This is a genomic window from Ostreiculturibacter nitratireducens, from assembly GCF_032670585.1.
Lineage (GTDB): Bacteria > Pseudomonadota > Alphaproteobacteria > Rhodobacterales > Rhodobacteraceae > Ostreiculturibacter > Ostreiculturibacter nitratireducens.
Window position 1 is genome coordinate 14,059 of the sequence record NZ_JAVQHL010000006.1, and the last position, 17,462, is coordinate 31,520.

Sequence of the window (17,462 nt, forward strand, 5' to 3'; positions counted from 1 at the left end):
GATGCTCACTCGCCGACGTTTCCTGGCCATTTCCGCTGCCGCGGTGGGGATGGCGCCTGTTGCCCGCGCCGAGACTCTCCATGTCTGGCAGGGCACCGCCCTCGGCGCACGCGCGACGATCCGGCTGGCGCATCCCGAGGCCCAGGCGATCACCGCCCGTGCCATGGCCGAGATAGACCGGCTGGAGAATGTCTTCAGCCTCTATCGCGAGGGCTCGGCCCTGTCGCGCCTGAACGCCGAGGGGCGGCTTGCGGCCCCGCCATTCGAATTGCTGCAGTGCCTTTCGCTTGCCGGGACGGTGCATGAGGCGACGGGCGGGCTTTTCGATGCGACCGTTCAGCCGCTGTGGGCGCTTCACGCCGAAGCGGCCGTGGAGGGGCGTGCCCCCAGCGAAGACGAAGTTGCCGGAACGATGGCCCGGACCGGCTGGCGCGGCGTCGGATTGGACAGCGGCGCCATCACCCTTCGACCGGGAATGGCGATCACGCTGAACGGCATCGCCCAGGGCTACATTGCCGACCGGGTCGCGGCCCTGCTGTCAGGCGAGGGGCTGACGGACGTGCTCATAGACACGGGCGAGCTTCGCGCCCTCGGAGGGCAGCCCCAGGGTGGGGACTGGCCGGTGCAGTTGGCAGGCGGGGGCAGTCTCGGCCTAAGAGGCAGGGCGCTCGCGACCTCAGCGCCACTTGGCACGGTCTTTGACCGCGAAGGGCGGCTTGGGCATATACTCGACCCGCGCATCGGCCGCCCGGTTGCGCCGCGCTGGCAATCCGTCAGTGTTTCGGCCCCCTCCGCCGCCGTGGCAGACGCCTTGTCCACAGCGGCATGCCTGGCCGAAGACCGGAACCGTCTTTCCGAGATGATCTCCTTCTTCCAGTCGGCACGCCTTGAGGCCGCCGTCGAAGTCTGAGCGCTGCCTTCCAGCCTTGCTTTGGAAAGCCCCTTCAGACGGGCAAGCGACTTTCTCGACGTCCTCGGATGACCTTGCGAGGCCCCCTGCCCGCGGCGCGCACCTTTCTTGGAGGTTGCTCGCCCCTTCCTGTTGCCTTCGGGGTTAACGCGAGCGTGTGACCCGCTTCCGAAAAAAAACGCGCCACCCCTTCTGTCGACTTGGGAGGCGGCATGATCGTCGCTTGGCCGGTCGAACCGGTGACGCTTCAGGGCGATTGACTGTGCAGCGGCGGCCCGTTAAGTAAGTAAGCACTCACTTACTAGAGAATGAGTCGTGCGAAAACCAGCTGACATTCGAAAGGCCGAGATCGTTCGGACGGTTCTTGATCTGGCCGACCGGATAGGTCCGGACCGGGTTACAACGAATGCAGTCGCCCAGGCCATCGGCGTGACGCAGGCGGCACTGTTCCGGCACTTCCCGTCGAAGGCCGCACTGTGGGAGGCCGTCGCCGAACAGGTGTCCGATCAGTTGGGCGAGGCGTGGAATGTCGCGCTCCGTTCGACAGACGCGCCGGTTGAGCGGCTGCGGGCGCTCGTCGGCGCACAACTGGCCCAGATCAAATCCACGCCAGCAATGCCAATGCTCCTGTTTTCGCGAGAGCTGAACGTGGAGAACGACCAGCTTCGCCGGCTGTTCCGAGACCGTCTGGGTGCCTTCCACGCTGTTCTGGCAACGGAAATCGGACAAGCCCAGCAGCTTGGCGCGGTGCGGCGGGATATCGAACCTGCGGACGCCGCGGTGCTGCTGTCCTCTCTCGTTCAGGGAGTGGCGATCCGCTGGTCGCTTGGCTCGCGCGAGTTCGCGCTGGTCGAGGAAGGGTTGCGGCTTCTCGACGTGCAACTGCAGCTCCTGGTTGGCGAAACGAAGGAATAGAACGATGCGACGGGGCTTGATCTTTGGCGGCGCAGCCGTTGTGGCGATCGGGATTGGGGCACTGTTCCTGTCGGAGCGGCCGCTCGTGGTTTCGATCGTCGAGCCGGAGAGCGACACTGTGCTGCGGATCTACGGCCTCGGAACAGTCGAGGCCCGGATCCTCAGCAAGGTCGGGTTCGAAGTGGGCGCGATGCTGACCGAGTTGTCGGTCGATGACGGAGACGCGGTCGTCCGGGGGCAGGACCTGGCGGCGCTGCATCCCGCCGAGCAGGAGGCGCGGGTCGCCCGAGCCGAGGCGGCGCTCGCGGCAAACGCGGCGAACCTGGCGAAGGCGGAGGCCGCAGTGTTGCGGGCCCGCGCCGTGCTGGCTCAGCGCGAGGCCGCGAACAGGCGGCAGCAGGATCTGGTCAGGCAGGACGTCGCCTCGATCCAGCGCGCCGAAGAGGCGCAGCGGGACGTCGACGTGGCCCGCGCCGACCTCGCGGTCTCCGAGGCGGAGGTGGAAGTGATCCGCGCCCAGGGGGCCGATGCGGCGGCGGCGCTGAGGCTCGAGAAAACGCTGCTTGCTCATCACAGCCTGACCGCGCCCTACGATGCCCTGGTCGTGGCCCGCCACGCCGAGGCGGGGGCCGTGGTGAAGGCGGGCGATCCGATCTTCACGCTCATCGATCCAGAGACGATCTGGATTCAAGCCTATGTCGACGAGGAACGCGCAGGCCAGTTGGCACTTGGCCAGCCGGGCACGATCCGCCTCCGCTCGCGCCCGGGAGATGAATTCCACGGCACCGTCTCCCGGATCGGGCTGGAAAGCGACCGGGTGAACGAGGAACGCCGGGTCTGGCTGACCTGCGGCGATTGCCCTTCCGAGATGTTCCTGGGCGAGCAGGCCGAGGTGCGGATCACCACCGGCACCCGGGAGAGAGCGCTCATGGTGCCAGAGGTGGCGATCGCGGGCTTCGACGGCCATCTGGGCAAGGTCTGGACGGTGCAGGACGGGCGGCTGCACGAGGTCGAACTGACCTTCGGCGCTCGGGATGACCGCGGCCGGGTCGAGGTCACGGGCGGCCTGCCCGACGGCGCCACCGTGGTCGCAGCCCCGCCCAAGGGCGCGGATGAGGGACGTCTTGCCCGAATGGCAGAGCCCGCATCATGAACCTCGCGCTCAAGGACATCCGCCACGGGTTGTTCCGCTTCGTGCTGACCTGTTTCGGCCTTGGCCTCCTGATGACGGTCGTGCTGGCGATGATCGGCATCTACAATGGCCTGGTAGCGGACGCGCTGGCCATCGTGAAGGCCCCGGGCGCCGATGTCTGGGTGGTCGAATCCGGAACGCAGGGCCCCTTCGCCGAAGCCTCTTCCATTCCGGCGGACACGCGCGACGCGGTGGCACGCATGCCGGGCGTCGCGGCGGTGGGCGCGATCACCTATCAGACCGTCGAGGCAAGCCACGGGGGCGACACGCCCAGGCTCTACGTCATTGGCCACGAGCCCGGACGCCCGGGCGGGCCAAGGACCATCGCAGAGGGACGCGGGATCGGAGCCAGTCACTTCGAGATGGTGGCCGACCGCAAGGCCGGCCTTCGGATCGGTGACACCATCCGTCTCGGGCGCGACAGGTTCACCGTGGTCGGGCTGGTCGAGGAGGCGATGAATTCGGGCGGCGATCCGGCGGTCTACGTCACGCTCGCAGACGCCATCAAGCTCCAGACCGACCTCGACCCGGCGGCGGCGCGGGTGCAGGCCGCGCGCGGCGGCGCCCCGAAGTCAGGAGAGAACGTGGCCGCCGTGATCGCGCGGGTGGAGCCGGGCGCGGACGTCGAGCTTCTGACCGCAACCGTGCGCCAGTGGAAACACCTCGCGGCGCTGACGCAGGCCGAGCAGGAGAACCTTCTCGTCGCTTCCGTCGTGGACCGTGCCAGGCGGCAGATCGGCCTTTTCCTCGGAATCCTGCTGTCCGTCAGCGCCGTGGTGATCGCGCTGATCATCTACACGATGACGATGGAGAAGCTGAAGCAGATCGCCACGCTGAAACTGATCGGCGCGCCGGACCGCACCATCGTCGGGCTGATCGTGCAGCAGGCGCTGATCCTTGGAGCGTCTGGCTGGGGGATCGGCCTCGCGCTGATCCTCCTGGTGAAGGACAATTTCCCGCGCCGCGTGTTGCTGGAGCCGTTCAACGCCCTCGTGCTTGCAGGGATCATCGTCGTGGTTTGTCTCGCCGCGTCCGCCCTCGGAGTGCGCGCGGCCCTGAAGGTCGATCCGGCGACCGCCCTTGGGAGCTGAGCATGGCACTGGGTGACCTCCTGATCGACCTGCAGAGCGTCGCCAAGCACTACGGCGAAGGAGAGACCCGCGTCGACGCGCTGCGTGGGGTGGACCTTCAGGTCAGGGCCGGCGAGGTGATCGCGCTTCTGGGGCCGTCGGGGTCGGGCAAGACGACGCTGCTGAACATCATCGGCTGCATCCTCGATCCGTCGTCCGGCCGCGTGAAGCTGGAGAATGAACCTGTATTCGACGGACGCTGGCTCCGCCGTGATCTGCGAAAGCTGCGGCTGGACAAGATCGGCTTCATCTTCCAGGCGCATAACCTGCTGCCCTTCCTCACGGCCGAGGAAAACGTCTCGGTGGTCCTCGACCTGGCGGGCTGGCCGTTGGACAAGGGGCAGAAGCGGGCGCTGGAACTCCTCGATTACCTGGAGGTCGCCCATCGATCCCGGGAAAAACCCGCCCATCTGTCAGGCGGAGAGGCGCAGCGCGTGGCGATCGCCCGGGCGCTGGCGAACCGCCCCCGCATCATCCTGGCGGACGAACCCACGGCAGCCCTCGACAGCAAGCGCGCGCAGTTGGTGATGGACCTCCTGCGCAAGCTCGCCGAAGAGCAGGAGGCGTGCATCGTCACCGTCACCCATGACGAGAAGATATTCGACCGTTTCGACCGGCTGATCCATCTGCGCGATGGGCGGCTTCTGGATAGCTGAGAGGAACCCATGACACCTGCAACATCGCGTTCAATGAAGATCGCCGCCATCGTGGCGATTGTGTTCGGAGCCCTGACGGTCGTTTCGGGCGGCCGCGCCCTGTTCGGAGGGGCCGACATGGGCGATGTCGTGCCCTTCGTGCTGTGGTTCAACTTTGGCGCGGGCTTTGCCTATGTGCTGGCGGGGTTTGGCCTCTGGCGCGGAGCGGCATGGGGGCGAGTTCTGTCGCTGGGCATCCTGCTGGCCACCGCGGCCGTGTTCCTTGCCTTCCTCTGGCACGTCCTGCAGGGCGGTGCCTACGAGTTGCGGACGATGGGCGCCATGATCCTGCGCACCGCGGTCTGGACGGCCATTGCCGTCATAGCCTTGCGCGCGGCCTGACCCGCGAACCACCGGCGGGTTCATGCCTCTCCGCCGCTCAGCAGGACCGCTTCGACTACCGACCGATCCTGCGAAACCGTCCTACTGACTGCCGAAGTCTGTTTGTGACTCCTTCGGACCCGTCTCTCTTTCGGGGCGTTTCCTGGTCCTGCGACAGGCTCAGCAGGCATCCATCAGGGAGGACCGCTTTTCATTGGGGCCATCGATTATCGCCTCACGTCCCACTCTGCTGCCGGGCGTAAGCGTAGAACGCCGCCACCTCCTGCGGCCGCGGTTTCACGCCGGTGAAGGCATGGAGATAGCCTTCGACCCGCTCCAGCCGCTCCTCCAGCGGTTCGGCGAGATCGAGCGCGTAGTAGCCGATCTGCTGGTAATACAGAACCCGGGCGCGAACCTCGGCCTCGTAGGGGTCGTATCCGAACCGCTCGAACATCGCGGTGATCGCACGGGTGCGGGCCGCGTCGCTGCGGTCGATCACGCGGCGCACCGAACCGTCGCGGCGCGCCCATTCGCGCACTGCGAAGTCGAGCTGATAGTTGAAGCCGTCGGGCGCGATGAAGCACCGGAACAGGTTGCAGACGGCGGCGGTGATCGTATCCGCGGGCATGGTGCAGTGCTTCAGCAGAATGCCGGTGTTCGTCGCCTCCCAATCGGCGAGCAACTGTTCGAGCAGATCCTTGCGGCTCTTGAAGTACCAGTAGAAGCTGGAGCGGGAAACGCCGAGGCGGGTGCCGATCGTGAGAACCTTGACTTCGGACACACCGTCACTGACCAGCAGGTCCCGCGCGACATTGAGCCAATCCTCGCGGGTGGCCTTGACGTTGCCCGAAAGAGAGTCAGCGGAGTGCTCTGCGGCCGGCGCGACCGGTTTGACCTTGTCCGTCATTGCTGTTTGCCTTCCAGGGTCTTCCGCAGCCTGCGGGCCACGACATCGGACCGGCGCGGCGACAGCGAAAGGTGGCGAAGCCGGGAAGTTCCGCGGAAACGCCCCTTCCAGGCGAGATCGGCAACCGACTTGCGCAAAGATGGCGCGGCGATGCGATGGGCCGTTGCCGTGGGACCGAAGCTCGGACGGACGATCATGGACACCTCCGAAGGCCAGTCAGCTGTCCGGCGGTGCGCCGCCTTCGGCACTGCGCCGGGCGATGAATTCGTCGAGAGCGGCGACGCGGTCGGGCTGCACGGAGGCCGGCGGCTGATGCTCGTCGACGACACGCTGCCAGATGCCGGTCGCGCGCTCCGACGCGTCGAGCGCCCCGCGCTCGGTCCAGGTGCCGAAGTTCGACCAGTCGGCGACGACCGGTTCGTAGAAGGCGGAAGAATACCGCTCCATCGTATGGGCGCAGCCGAAGAAGTGGCCGCCGGGCTGGACTTCGGCCAGCGCGTCGAAGGCGATCTCGGCGTCCTCGGCGGGTGTCTCGGCGCAGAGTTCGGCGAAGATCTGGACCATCTCCATGTCGGTCATGAACTTTTCGTAGGAGACCGTCAGCCCGCCCTCGATCCAGCCCGCGGCGTGGATCACGACCGTGGCCCCGGCGAGCACGGCGCCCCAGGTGCTCATCTGCGTTTCGTGTGCCGCCTGCGCGTCGTTGATGTTGGCGGCGCAGCCCGCGGCATTGCGCCAGGGCAGGCCGAGAAGGCGGGCGAGCTGGCCCGAGCCTAGGCTCGCCTTGACCTGCTCGGGCGTGCCGAAGGCGGGCGCGCCCGATTTCATGTCGACGTTCGAGGCGAAGGCCCCGTACAGCACCGGCGCGCCGGGCCGGGCGAGCTGGGTCAGCGTGATCCCCGCGAGCGCCTCGGCATGACTGAGCGTCAGCGCGCCCGCGACCGTGACCGGCGCCATCGCCCCCATCAGGCAGAAGGGCGTCACGATCGAGGGCTGGCCGGCCCGCGCGAAGTCGGTCAACCCCTGCGCCATCGGCACGTCGATCTGGCGGGGCGAGTTGGTGTTGATGATCGTGTAGCAGTGCGGCGCGGCCCGGAACTCGTCCTCCGACAAACCGCGCACGATGCGCAGCATCTCGAAGCAGTCCGCCACCTGCTGCGTTCCGCGCGAGAATATGAAGGGGATCTTGTCCGACAGCGTCAGCTGCGCGCGGGTGAAGGCATAGTGGCGGACAGCGGCGTCCACGTCCTGCGGCTCCACGCCCGGGCTCAGCATCTGGATCGCGTCGAAATGCTGAACCATCTTCGTGAGTTCGATCACGTCACGGAGCTTGCCCGGCCGGCGGCCGCGCAAATGGTCCGTAACGTTCGGCGCGCCGGCGCCCGACTGGAAACTGAGGGTACCGAGTTCCATCAGAAGGTCGCGCTTGGGAACAGCGCCATGCAGCGTGAAGGACCGGGGTGCGGAAGTCAGCGCGGCCTCGACGATGTCGCGGCCGATGAAGACCATCCGGCTGCCCTCGTCGATCCGTGCTCCCGCCGCCTTGTAGAGCGCGCGAGCCTCGGGAAGCAGGACCTTGATGCCGAGTTCCTCCAGCACCCGAAGCGCGGTGTCGTGGATCGCGGCAACCCGGTCGTCGGTGAAGACCGGGACGGGCGGGAACGGATTGCGCAGACTGTGGTAGTTCACCGGCCGCGCGGGAGCGTCTCCGGCCGGGGCCCCGCCCCGTCGGCGGCGCGTGCGGACGCCCGTCTCGTTCTGCATAGTCATCCGCGCATCGCCTTTCCTTCCGGGTCATAGGGGGATGGCGCGATGACCGCCGCCCTGCGCTCCTGTCCGACGACATGGACGGTGAGTTCCGTGCCCACAGAAGCAACGCCGCGATCGACCATCGCCATGGCGAGCGACTTGCCCACCGTGTGCCCGTATCCGCCTGAAGTGACGAAGCCCACCCGCTTGCCGTCCTTCCAGATCGGCTCGTACCCGCTCGCATCGGCGTCCGTCGCAGCGACGTCGAGCGTCACGAGCACCTGATCCGGCCCGCCGCCGTCTCGTTCCTTCAGCGCAGCCTTCCGGCCCACGAATCCGCCCTTGTCCCAGGCGATCCAGCGGTCCATTCCGGTCTGACCGGGCGTATAGCCCTGGGTGAATTCGCGCGACCAGATGCCGAAACTCTTTTCCAGCCTGAGGCTCAGGAGCGCGTTGAAGCCGTACTCGCGGATTCCGGACCCCTCGCCTGCTTCCAGCAACGCCCGGCGCAGCGCGATGTGTTCGGCGGCGGAGCAGTGGATCTCGTAGCCGAGTTCGCCCGCGACCGAGAGTCGGCCAACCTTCGCGCGGATCAGGCCGATGTCGTAGGTCCCGCAGCCCATGAAGGGCAGATCGCCGATCGGACCGTCAGTCAGCTTTTCCATCACCTTGCGGGAATTCGGGCCGGCGAGGCTGAAACCGACCACGGCGTCGGAGATGTCGCGGAGGTCCACGCCATCCATCATGTGGTCATGGAACCAGCGCATATGCCACTCGCGCAGGTAGTAGCTGCCCATGATCCACCAGGTGCCATCGCCCCAGTTGAAGACCGTCAGGTCGCCCTTGAGGCGACCGGTCTCGCTCAGCATCGGGGCCAGCCGGGCGCGGCCCGGCGCCGGCAGCTTCGAGGCCATGACATGGTCGAGCCATGCCTCGGCCCCGGGCCCCGACACCTCAAAGCGCGAGAAGCCCGAGATATCCAGAAGCCCCACCGCCTCGCGCACGGCCCTGCATTCCTCGGCCACGATGCCGAAGGCATTCGAACGCTTGAGCGTCGGCTTTTCCACAAAATCCGGCGAGGGCGCGAAGTAAAGAGGGACTTCCAGCCCGAAACTCACGCCCCAGCGGCAGCCGGCCCCGGTCATCGCATCGTGCGCGGGCGCCATCTTCAAAGGCCGTCCGGCGGGGAGCTGTTCGTTCGGATAGGTCATCACGAAACGGCGGGTGTAGAACTGCCCCGTCGTCTCCTTGATGTACTGCCTGTTCTCGGCAAACGGGCCATAGCGGGCGACGTCCATGCCGAAGACGTCAGCCTCCGGCTCGCCATGGATCATCCATTCGGCAAGCGACTTGCCCACGCCGCCGCCCTGGAGGAAGCCCGCCATGACCGCGCAGGCGCACCAATAGCCGCGCTTGCCGCGCACCGGCCCGACGAGCGGGTTGCCGTCGGGCGAGAAGGTGAAGGCACCATTGACCCAGTTGCGGACGCCCGCCCTCTGCAGCACCGGGTAACGTTCGAACCCGAGTGTCAGTTCCCTCGCGATCCGATCCGGTTCCTCCTGCAGAAGCTCGATGCCGTAGTTCCACGGCGCCCCGTCCATCATCCAGTGCTTGTGGTCGATCTCGTAGATGCCAAGCAACATCCCCTTCTGGTCCTGCCGCATGTAGGTGAAGCCCTCGAGATCGACGACGAGCGGCAATTCGCGGTCGAGCGCGGCAACCTCCGGGATCGTCTCGGTCAGAAGGTAGTGATGCGCGAGCGGCGAGACTGGCAGTTCGATCCCCGCCATGCGGCCGACCTGCTTGGCCCAGAGACCGGCGGCGTTGACCACGTGTTCGCAGGTGATCGTGCCCTTTTCGGTCACGACCCGCCAGCCGTCGTCCGTCTGGTGCAGTTCCAGCACACGGTTGTGCTCGATGATCTCGGCGCCGTTCTTCCTGGCCGCCCCGGCATAGGCGTGCACCGTGCCGGTCGTATCGACATAGCCTTCGCGTTCCGCCCACATTCCGCCGAGGATGCCCTCCGTCGACATGACGGGGCAGAGCTTGCCCGCCTCCTCGGCCGAAATCAGGTGCACGTCCTCGATCCCGATCGACTGGAAGATGCGGTAGGCCGATTGCAGCCATTCCCAGCGGTCGGGGGTGCCCGCGAGCGTCATGCCGCCCGTCATATGCATGCCGACCGACTGGCCCGACTCCTTCTCGATCTGCGACAGAAGGTCGATCGTATAGGCCTGGAGCGCCGCGATGTTGGGATCGGCGTTCAGCGCGTGAAAACCGCCTGCGGCGTGCCAGCTCGAACCCGCAGTCAGGACCGACCGCTCGATCAGGCAGACGTCCGACCAGCCGAACTTGGCCAGATGATAGAGAACCGAGCAGCCGACCACGCCACCGCCGATCACCACGACACGGTAATGAGATTTCACGTCCACACCTCCCGCAACGGATTTTCGTCAAAAGCTACATATTGGCCGTCGGGACGTCTAGACAGTTTTGTCCAGTCGCCGGCAAGCTGCCGCCTGAACCGGTCGCGGTGCATCCGGATCTCTTCGGCATCTACCGTCAGAAGGTGAAGGCGCTGTCCCGGTCGTTCGATCGGGACGACACGCTCCGAAGCGGTGGATACCCGCTGCGGCATGACCGGGAAGGTCTTCGATTACCCCAACACAAACGGCAACCCCCCGGAGTTTCACGTCAACTCGGGGCGATGCTGCCGCTGCGCGGCGGGGTTCATTTGGCCGCGTATCGGTCTGGATCAGGACAGGCCCATCGGCGGTGGCCGCTCGCGAACGTGCCGAAACGGTCCGCGTCAATCGCCTCGCGCGCCGTCGGCGCGATGCCAAGCCGGGCAAGGGGCGGAAGCGATCGCCGCCGCCTTGCCTTGCATCGCGCCAGACACGACCCTTACGAGCAGGGTCATGCCGCAAGATCGGTTGCTTCGCCGCCCCCTTCCCAGATCAGGCCAGGGCGGTAGCGGGCCGTGACGCGCCCGTCCCGCAGTGCGAAAAGGTGCAGCCAGCCGTGGTCGAACAACTCGCGCACCGTATCGTGCTTGCGAAGCACCCCGGCAATCGCTTCGGCAGGCGCCTCAACCATCACCGAGAGGCGCAGTGGATCATGCGCCGGCGCGACGCCATCATGGACGGTCTGCCAAGGCAGACCGGGGCGCAGAAGGCCACCGTTCCCCTCGACCACGCCAATCCCGCCCACGACGTTGTGGATCAGCTTGTTGCCGCCGCCGAAGACGCGCGGGGCGACGGTCGAGCCGTAGTATTGCAGGCTGATCCAGCTGGCCACGACGACCGGCGCGGTCAGGATCAGTTCCAGCGTGGCAAAGCCCTTGTCCGCCGTCCAGTCGTAGCTGTGGAGGAAGGCGCGGCCCTTCAGGTCGCGGCCCGCCGTGGCGGTGCGTGGGGCGGCGATGAAGGCGGCACAGCCCGCGAGGCCCCATTCGGGGCGCACCTCTGCCCAGTCGACCGCGCGGCGGAACAGGCTGTCGCCGGTCGCGCCGGGCAGGCGCCGGGCCCGTTCGGCCCGCGCGATACTGCCCGCAGCGGCAAGCCAATCCTTCGCTCGGTCAAGGTCGGTGGCATGGCCCGACGCCGCCGAGTCGGGATAAAGGGTGACCTCATCAGTGACCGTGTCATGGAGGCCCGCGACGAACAGCGTGTCCTCGGGCAGATGGATGCCCTGCGCAGGCAGGCCCGCACGCGTCTCTGGGTCGTTCAACAGCGATGCAAGCAGCCGGGATGACACTTCGCCCGTCTGCCCGCTGCAGGCCCCACAATGATAGGCGCTTTCGTGCGGATTGTTGGTGACTTGGGCACCGTGGCCGACCAGCAGCACCAGCCGCGCGTGACCGGCTGTCATGCTCATCGCGCGAAGAACGGCCGCGGCGGTCTGTGCCTTCTGGTCGGCGGTCAGCCCCCCTTCGATCTGTGGCGGCGGCGCGGGTTTCAGCCCTCGCGGACCAAGCGCGAGTGCGTCGCGCACAAGCTTCACGCCATAGGCAGGCCCCGCCGCCTCGACAAAGGCAAAGGACGAAACGGCGGCCTGCCGGAACCGCCCCCAGGCCCGGGTGGCGCGGGCGGCGATGCGGGTGGATGCCTCGGACGCCGCGTCCGTATGGCTGGTCGAGACCAGCGCGGGGTTCAGCAGCGCAGGCAGATGCGCCTGCATCTCGTCGCTGCCTTGCGGGCGGTGGGCCACCGGCAGGCCGAAGAACCCGGCGAAGCCAAAGGTATCGATCCCCCCATCCTGCGCCTCAAGCGCGCGGCGCATCACCTCGGACCGTACGTCGATGCAAAAGGCTGCCTGAAGATCGGGCCGGTCGGCGCGCGGCGCAGACCCTGTAAGGGCGGCGGCCAACCGGCGCTGATGGGCGCGTTCTGCAGCATCCTGCAGAATGGCGTCGATCACCTGGTCGGGCGTGGGGCTGACCGGGGCCGCATGGGCGGCGATGGTCGCCTGCCATTCCCCGGTTACCTGCGGGCAATGCGCCAAGAGCGCCTCCTCCCAGATCAGGCGGATCGCCAGCAGGTCGGTCAGCGTCGTGTCGCTGCCGCCTGCAAGCTCGGCCCGCCAAAGAAGCCAGCGCGCGTGCTGCGGCCAGCCACCCAGGTCGACCAGCAGCCGGTGAAAGGCGGTCTCGGCCGCCTCTGCGCTCAGCCCCAGCCGTTCGGCCGCCCGCAGCACGGCGCGGTCGGCGGTGTCGGGCGCCTCGGCCACATGGGCGCAGAAGCCCCCGAGCCCCGCGATCTCCGGCGTCAGGTCATGGGTCGCCCATTCCCGCCAGGCGGCGAAAGCGCCGTGCCCCGGCCGCGGCGTCCAAAGCGCCTGCCCGCGGTCGAAATGCCCCGCGGCCCACAGGCCGAAACTGCGCGCGATGACGGCGGCCCAGTCGGTGCCGGTCGCTGATGCCACCAGCGCGGCGACGGTCGGCAGCGCCGCGGGCGACGGGCTTTCGGCGTGAAGCCTTGCCTTCAGCATCGCAAGGTCAATGGGTTTGAGCGGCGAGGACGAGGCGATCAGGGCAGCGGCGAGGTCGTCGTCTGTGATCTCGCCCGCCGCGACCCTGGTGGCGATCTCGGCCCGCGGCCGCGTCAGACGCACGCCAGCCACCCGGCAAAGGCGCGCCGCCGCGTGGGCAAGATCCTCGCCCGTGTGACCGAGGAAGGGGTTCACCGCCACGGTCGCATCCAGCGGGAAGGCTGGCGGGATCGCGCGCGATGCGGCTTCGGCGGCGTGCAGGAGCCCCGTCACCCGGGCCGGCGCGATCTGCGTGTGTTTCAGAAACATGGGCGTCGTCTCCTATCGGGATCAGGTTCTGGTCGAGGCGCGGAAACCGCCGGTCATCCGGTCGAACATCGCGTTCAGGTAAAGGCCATTGGCCAGATGCACCCTCAGGCCGGCGGTCGAGGGATGGTGCGCCCAAAGCGGGAAAAGGGCCTGCGCTACCGCCACCACTCCAAAGGACAGGACAGCAAGCACGATCAGCGCCCATTCCAAGGGTCCGGGGACCGGGGCGGCGGGCAGCGAAGGCCCCCAGACGGCGTTTGCGACGACCTGGAAGCCGAAGTGGGCGAGCGCCGCAGCGAGCGAGGCCCGCACGGTACGCCGGGTCAGCGCGCCCGGCGCCGCATCGGCCAGCCCCTGGGCAATCAGATAGGACACACCGAAGATCAGCATCGCGCCAAGCGCCAGCGCCTGCGGCGACTTCTCTCCCACAGCCAGGGTGAAGGCCATGGCGACCGAAGTGTAGAGCGCAAGCGCAAGCGCAAAGGACCGCGCCACGGCCCCCAGCCCCGGCACGGCGACCGGCCCGGGCTTGCGAATGGCGTTGACCGCCCGGACCGCGTTGCCCGAGGCGAGGAAGGCATGCGCCTTGTAAAGCGAATGCGCTGCGATATGCAGCAGCGCCAGCGCCCAAAGGCCCAGCCCGCACTGCAGCAGCATGAACCCCATCTGTGCGACCGTGGACCAGGCGAGCGCCGTCTTGACCGCGCTTTGCGTCAGCATTACCACGCCGCCGAACAGCGCCGTCAGCCCGCCCAGCATCACCAGCGCGGCCATCGCCCCGGGGCTTTGCTGAACAAGGCCCGAAAGCGTGATCAGAAGCACGCCGCCCGAGTTGATGATGCCTGCGTGCAGCAGAGCCGAAACCGGCGTCGGCGCCTCCATCACCTCGGTCAGCCAGCCGTGCAGCGGGAAGGCCGCGGTCTTGAGCGCCGCCGCCAGCACCACGAGGACCACCGCCCCTTGCGCCGCGGCCGGAAATGCCTGCGCCGAAGCCGCGTTCAGCATGGCGATGTCGAGCGAGCCGTAGGCCTGCCACAGGAGTGCCCCTGCAAGCACAAGCGCCACATCGCCCGCGCCCCAGACGCGGGTGAATTTCGTCGCCGCGCGCCGCGCCTCGGCCCGATCGGGGTAAAACAGAAGAAGCTGCCGCAAGAGGAGGCCCGTCGCGACAAAGCCCGCGACCAGAACCGGCAGGCTACCCGCCTGCACCAGCACCAGAACCGCCGCGACGGCGGCCAATGCAAGCCCGTGGAAAGCGCCTTCGCGCCCCTCGCCGTCAAGATAGCGCCGCGCATAGCGCACGACGACCCAGCCGACGAAGGACACCAGAAGTGCGAGCGTCAGGCTGATGGCATCAAGCCGAAAGGACAGCAGCCCGACCGCCACGGGCCCCTGCGACCCGACGAACAGGAACTGCACCAGCCCCGCCAGGGCAAGGCTCATGCCGGCCAGCGCCGCCGCCTCGGCAAATGCGGGCAGGCGGCCCGGGCGTCTCCCGGGACGCCTCAGGAACAGGGCAGAAGCTGCGAGGAGGATGAAAGGGACGAAAAGGCTCAGCGGAAGGGTTGACATGGCTGGCACCGGGTCTGGGACGATTGCCCGTGATCTATCGATTGAAAAGCATCCAAAAAATTACATATATTATGCGTAATCGTTCACCCCGATAGAACAATGTCCCAGTTGAACCTGCACCACCTTCGTCTGTTCCGGGCCGTGGCCAGCGACGGCACGCTGACCGGGGCCGCGCGGCGGCTGAACCTGTCGCAATCGGCGCTGTCGACGCAGTTACGCACGCTCGAAGCATCGCTGGGCCATGACCTGTTCGAGCGGCGGGGACGCGGTCTCGTGCTTACCGAGGCAGGGCGGATTGCGCTCGACCATGCCGAAACGATCTTCCGCACAGCCGAGGACCTGACCGCGACGCTCCGAGAGACCGGTCGCACGCGGCGTGCGCTGCGGGTGGGCGCCCTTGGCACGCTGTCTCGGAACTTCCAGATGCAGTTCCTGCGCCCGCTGCTGGGGCGCGAGGATGTCGAGGTCATCCTTCGCTCGGGCTCTCAGGACGAACTGTTGCGCGGGCTGGAAGGGCTTGCGCTGGACGTTGTTCTGACGAACCTTGCACCCGCTCGGGACGCGGCCAGCCCCTGGCTGATCCACCGGATCGACGAACAGCCCGTGGGCCTGATCGGAACACCCGCCCGTGTGGGAGTGTCGGCACGGCCTCTCTCGGAACTGCTCTCAACTGAACCCCTGATCCTTCCCACGCGCGAAACCGCCCTTCGCGCGGCCTTCGATGCGCTTGCTGCGCGGCTTGGCATGACCCCGATCGTCGCCGCAGAGGTCGATGACATGGCGATGATCCGACTGCTGGCTCGGGCGGACGCGGGTCTTGCCATCATTCCGCCAATCGTGGTGCGCGACGAACTCGCCGCCGGCCTGCTTGTCGAGGCCGCGACGCTGAACGGCATAAGCGAGACGTTCGTCGCAGTCACGCTACAGCGGCGTTTCCCCAATCCCCTGCTTTCCGAGGTGCTGGGGCGTTGAGGGTGATGCAGTTATGGCCATACCGGGCCGCTTTTCCGGCCACGCCTACCGTAGCGCCAAGACCTGTCATGCACAAAGATCGAAACCGAACAACTCGATCGGGGCAGGCCATCCATCTTGACCGCCAATCAACCCTTTCTGGCTTGGCACCGGACAACGGCGGGCAACGGATTTGGGAAGCCTTTGGGAACGGGTAACTTGCTACAGACAAAAGATTTATCACCGATCTTCCGTTTGAGGCGACCCGTGCCTAGAGTGCCGGAAGATCCACGATGAAGCTTGGGGGGCTTTTGCCTGGGCTCATATTTGGCGCATTGTTCATGAGCGGCTTTCCACGGCGCAACCAACAGCCCACAACGTATCTCTTACCGATCTCCCGCACGCCGGTTAGCCCGCCCAGGCAAACACCGCGCGCCCGTCTATCGAACCCTCCCCCGTCCCTGCACCGGCAGCAGCCTCCACCCTGACGGGAAAGTGTTATGTAATCGACGGCGATACGATACAGATCGGCGAAGTCAGATTGCGCATGGCTGGTATCGACGCACCCGAGCTTGAGCACCCGTGAGAGTCACCTTTGAGCGTGGCCTAATACGTGAGTGACTACGACAGTTGACGACCGTCCGCGTGACGGGCGGAATTGTGGAACCCAGCCGAACGTCCAGGTTTCTTGCCTGCCGAAGGAGCCGCGAATGGCGCTTCTCTCTGTTTGGCGTCGGCGTCGAGTTCGGCCCTCACCGGTCATTCGCATAAGGCGTGGAGTTGCAGTGCAGCGTTCCCGAACCCGCCGTTTGCGCGTTGCGCAGGCTTCTTGTGTCGTCAATGACGACTGTGCGGACTAACGCCCTTGCCCTTCGCGCAGGGCCGCCGTCCGCAACATGAACCACGCGACCAGAGTTCCCAGTTCCTCGGTCAGCGCCGCTCCGGGTGCGGCGATCAGGAAAAAGGCGCTTCCGGTCCTGATCTCGACCGGCAGCGGGCGCACGAGCAGGCCGTTCTGCACCAGCAGCGCCGAGGACAGGCTCCAGCCAAGGGCGAGGCCCTCTCCGGCAAGCGCGGCCTGAAGCGTCAGCTGGTAGTCATTGAACATCATGTCCGGCTGGGTTTCTTCCGTTTGAACGCCGACGCGGGCAAGCCATTCGGCCCAGTTCATGCGTTTGCGGAAGCGGTCGAATGCGTGTAGCTGCCGATGCCCCGTCAGATCGAACACGGTGTCGATCGGCGGTTTGTCGGCCAGATAGGTCGGAGAGCAGACCGGAAAGACGACCTCGTCGCACAGATACCAGCTGTTCGGGCGCTGAAAACCCCGGTCGCGGATCCAGATCGTCATGTCGATCTCGGAATCGGGTTCGATGTCGCGGTCGGTTGTGACGACCTTGATCTTCAGGCTCGGGTGGTCTTGCTGCAACTGGTATAGCTGCGGCATCAGCCAATGTGCCGCGACGGAGGTCGAAGCGGCAAAGGTCAGATAGCGGGTGCCTGCCGAGGCCAACGTCCTGAGGCTGTCTTCCATGCGCCGGAAGCCGAAGCGCACGCCGTCGTAAAGCAGCCGGCCAGCCTCGGTCAGCTGCACGCCGCGGTTTTCACGGATGAACAGCTGCGCCCCGCAATGACGTTCCAGTGCCTTGATCGATTGCGACACGCTGGGTTGCGTCACGTTCAGTTCCACCGCCGCATTCTTGAAATTCAGATGCCGCGCAGCCGCCTCGAAGACGAAGAGTGAGTGCGGAGAGGGGATCAGCGATCGCAGCTTTGACATAACCATGATTTATGTCAGCGGTATTCTTTCCCGTCTACAGCGATG

13 protein-coding genes are annotated in these 17,462 nt (G+C 66.7%); 7 read left to right on the forward strand and 6 right to left on the reverse strand.

Going from position 1 to position 17,462, the window contains the following annotated elements:
• The first annotated feature begins 1 nt into the window (after position 1).
• The 6 genes from ABCN56_RS19135 (at position 2) to ABCN56_RS19160 (ending at position 5,184) form a co-directional block, all read left to right on the forward strand.
• Positions 2–910, forward strand: a complete 909-nt coding sequence (locus ABCN56_RS19135; protein WP_343082441.1) for an FAD:protein FMN transferase — start codon at positions 2–4, stop codon at positions 908–910.
• A gap of 315 nt (positions 911–1,225) precedes the next feature.
• On the forward strand, positions 1,226–1,825 hold the full coding sequence (locus ABCN56_RS19140) for a TetR/AcrR family transcriptional regulator (RefSeq protein WP_343082442.1): 600 nt from the start codon (positions 1,226–1,228) through the stop codon (positions 1,823–1,825).
• 4 nt (positions 1,826–1,829) lie between these two features.
• Positions 1,830–2,978 (forward strand): efflux RND transporter periplasmic adaptor subunit, encoded by a 1,149-nt coding sequence (locus ABCN56_RS19145; protein WP_343082443.1) that lies wholly within the window; start codon positions 1,830–1,832, stop codon positions 2,976–2,978.
• Positions 2,975–4,108 (forward strand): ABC transporter permease, encoded by a 1,134-nt coding sequence (locus tag ABCN56_RS19150; protein ID WP_343082444.1) that lies wholly within the window; start codon positions 2,975–2,977, stop codon positions 4,106–4,108. The genes ABCN56_RS19145 and ABCN56_RS19150 overlap by 4 nt, the downstream gene beginning before the upstream one ends.
• A gap of 2 nt (positions 4,109–4,110) precedes the next feature.
• Positions 4,111–4,803: an ABC transporter ATP-binding protein gene (locus ABCN56_RS19155; protein ID WP_343082445.1), complete on the forward strand. Its 693-nt coding sequence runs from the start codon at positions 4,111–4,113 to the stop codon at positions 4,801–4,803.
• 9 nt (positions 4,804–4,812) lie between these two features.
• Entirely contained in the window at positions 4,813–5,184 is a 372-nt protein-coding gene (locus ABCN56_RS19160) for a hypothetical protein (RefSeq protein WP_343082446.1), read from the forward strand.
• A 214-nt stretch (positions 5,185–5,398) separates the two neighbouring features.
• Here ABCN56_RS19160 and ABCN56_RS19165 read toward each other — a convergent pair whose 3' ends face one another.
• From ABCN56_RS19165 to ABCN56_RS19185, 5 genes are all read right to left on the reverse strand, one after another.
• Positions 5,399–6,070: a TetR/AcrR family transcriptional regulator gene (locus tag ABCN56_RS19165; RefSeq protein ID WP_343082447.1), complete on the reverse strand. Its 672-nt coding sequence runs from the start codon at positions 6,068–6,070 to the stop codon at positions 5,399–5,401.
• A gap of 216 nt (positions 6,071–6,286) precedes the next feature.
• Complete coding sequence (locus ABCN56_RS19170) at positions 6,287–7,840, reverse strand: trimethylamine methyltransferase family protein (protein WP_343082448.1); 1,554 nt, start codon at positions 7,838–7,840, stop codon at positions 6,287–6,289.
• Positions 7,837–10,245: a GcvT family protein gene (locus ABCN56_RS19175; RefSeq protein ID WP_343082449.1), complete on the reverse strand. Its 2,409-nt coding sequence runs from the start codon at positions 10,243–10,245 to the stop codon at positions 7,837–7,839. Before ABCN56_RS19175 ends, ABCN56_RS19170 begins: the two co-directional genes overlap by 4 nt.
• A 490-nt stretch (positions 10,246–10,735) precedes the next feature.
• Positions 10,736–13,117, reverse strand: coding sequence for a YbcC family protein (locus ABCN56_RS19180; protein ID WP_343082450.1), 2,382 nt, complete (start codon positions 13,115–13,117; stop codon positions 10,736–10,738).
• A gap of 21 nt (positions 13,118–13,138) precedes the next feature.
• Positions 13,139–14,689, reverse strand: a complete 1,551-nt coding sequence (locus tag ABCN56_RS19185; RefSeq protein ID WP_425466129.1) for a proton-conducting transporter transmembrane domain-containing protein — start codon at positions 14,687–14,689, stop codon at positions 13,139–13,141.
• 99 nt (positions 14,690–14,788) lie between these two features.
• Between ABCN56_RS19185 and ABCN56_RS19190 the strand changes: the two genes are divergently transcribed.
• Positions 14,789–15,661, forward strand: a complete 873-nt coding sequence (locus ABCN56_RS19190) for a LysR family transcriptional regulator (protein WP_343082452.1) — start codon at positions 14,789–14,791, stop codon at positions 15,659–15,661.
• 835 nt (positions 15,662–16,496) lie between these two features.
• Here ABCN56_RS19190 and ABCN56_RS19195 read toward each other — a convergent pair.
• Positions 16,497–17,423: a LysR substrate-binding domain-containing protein gene (locus ABCN56_RS19195; RefSeq protein ID WP_343082453.1), complete on the reverse strand. Its 927-nt coding sequence runs from the start codon at positions 17,421–17,423 to the stop codon at positions 16,497–16,499.
• Between the last annotated feature and the right edge of the window lie 39 nt (positions 17,424–17,462).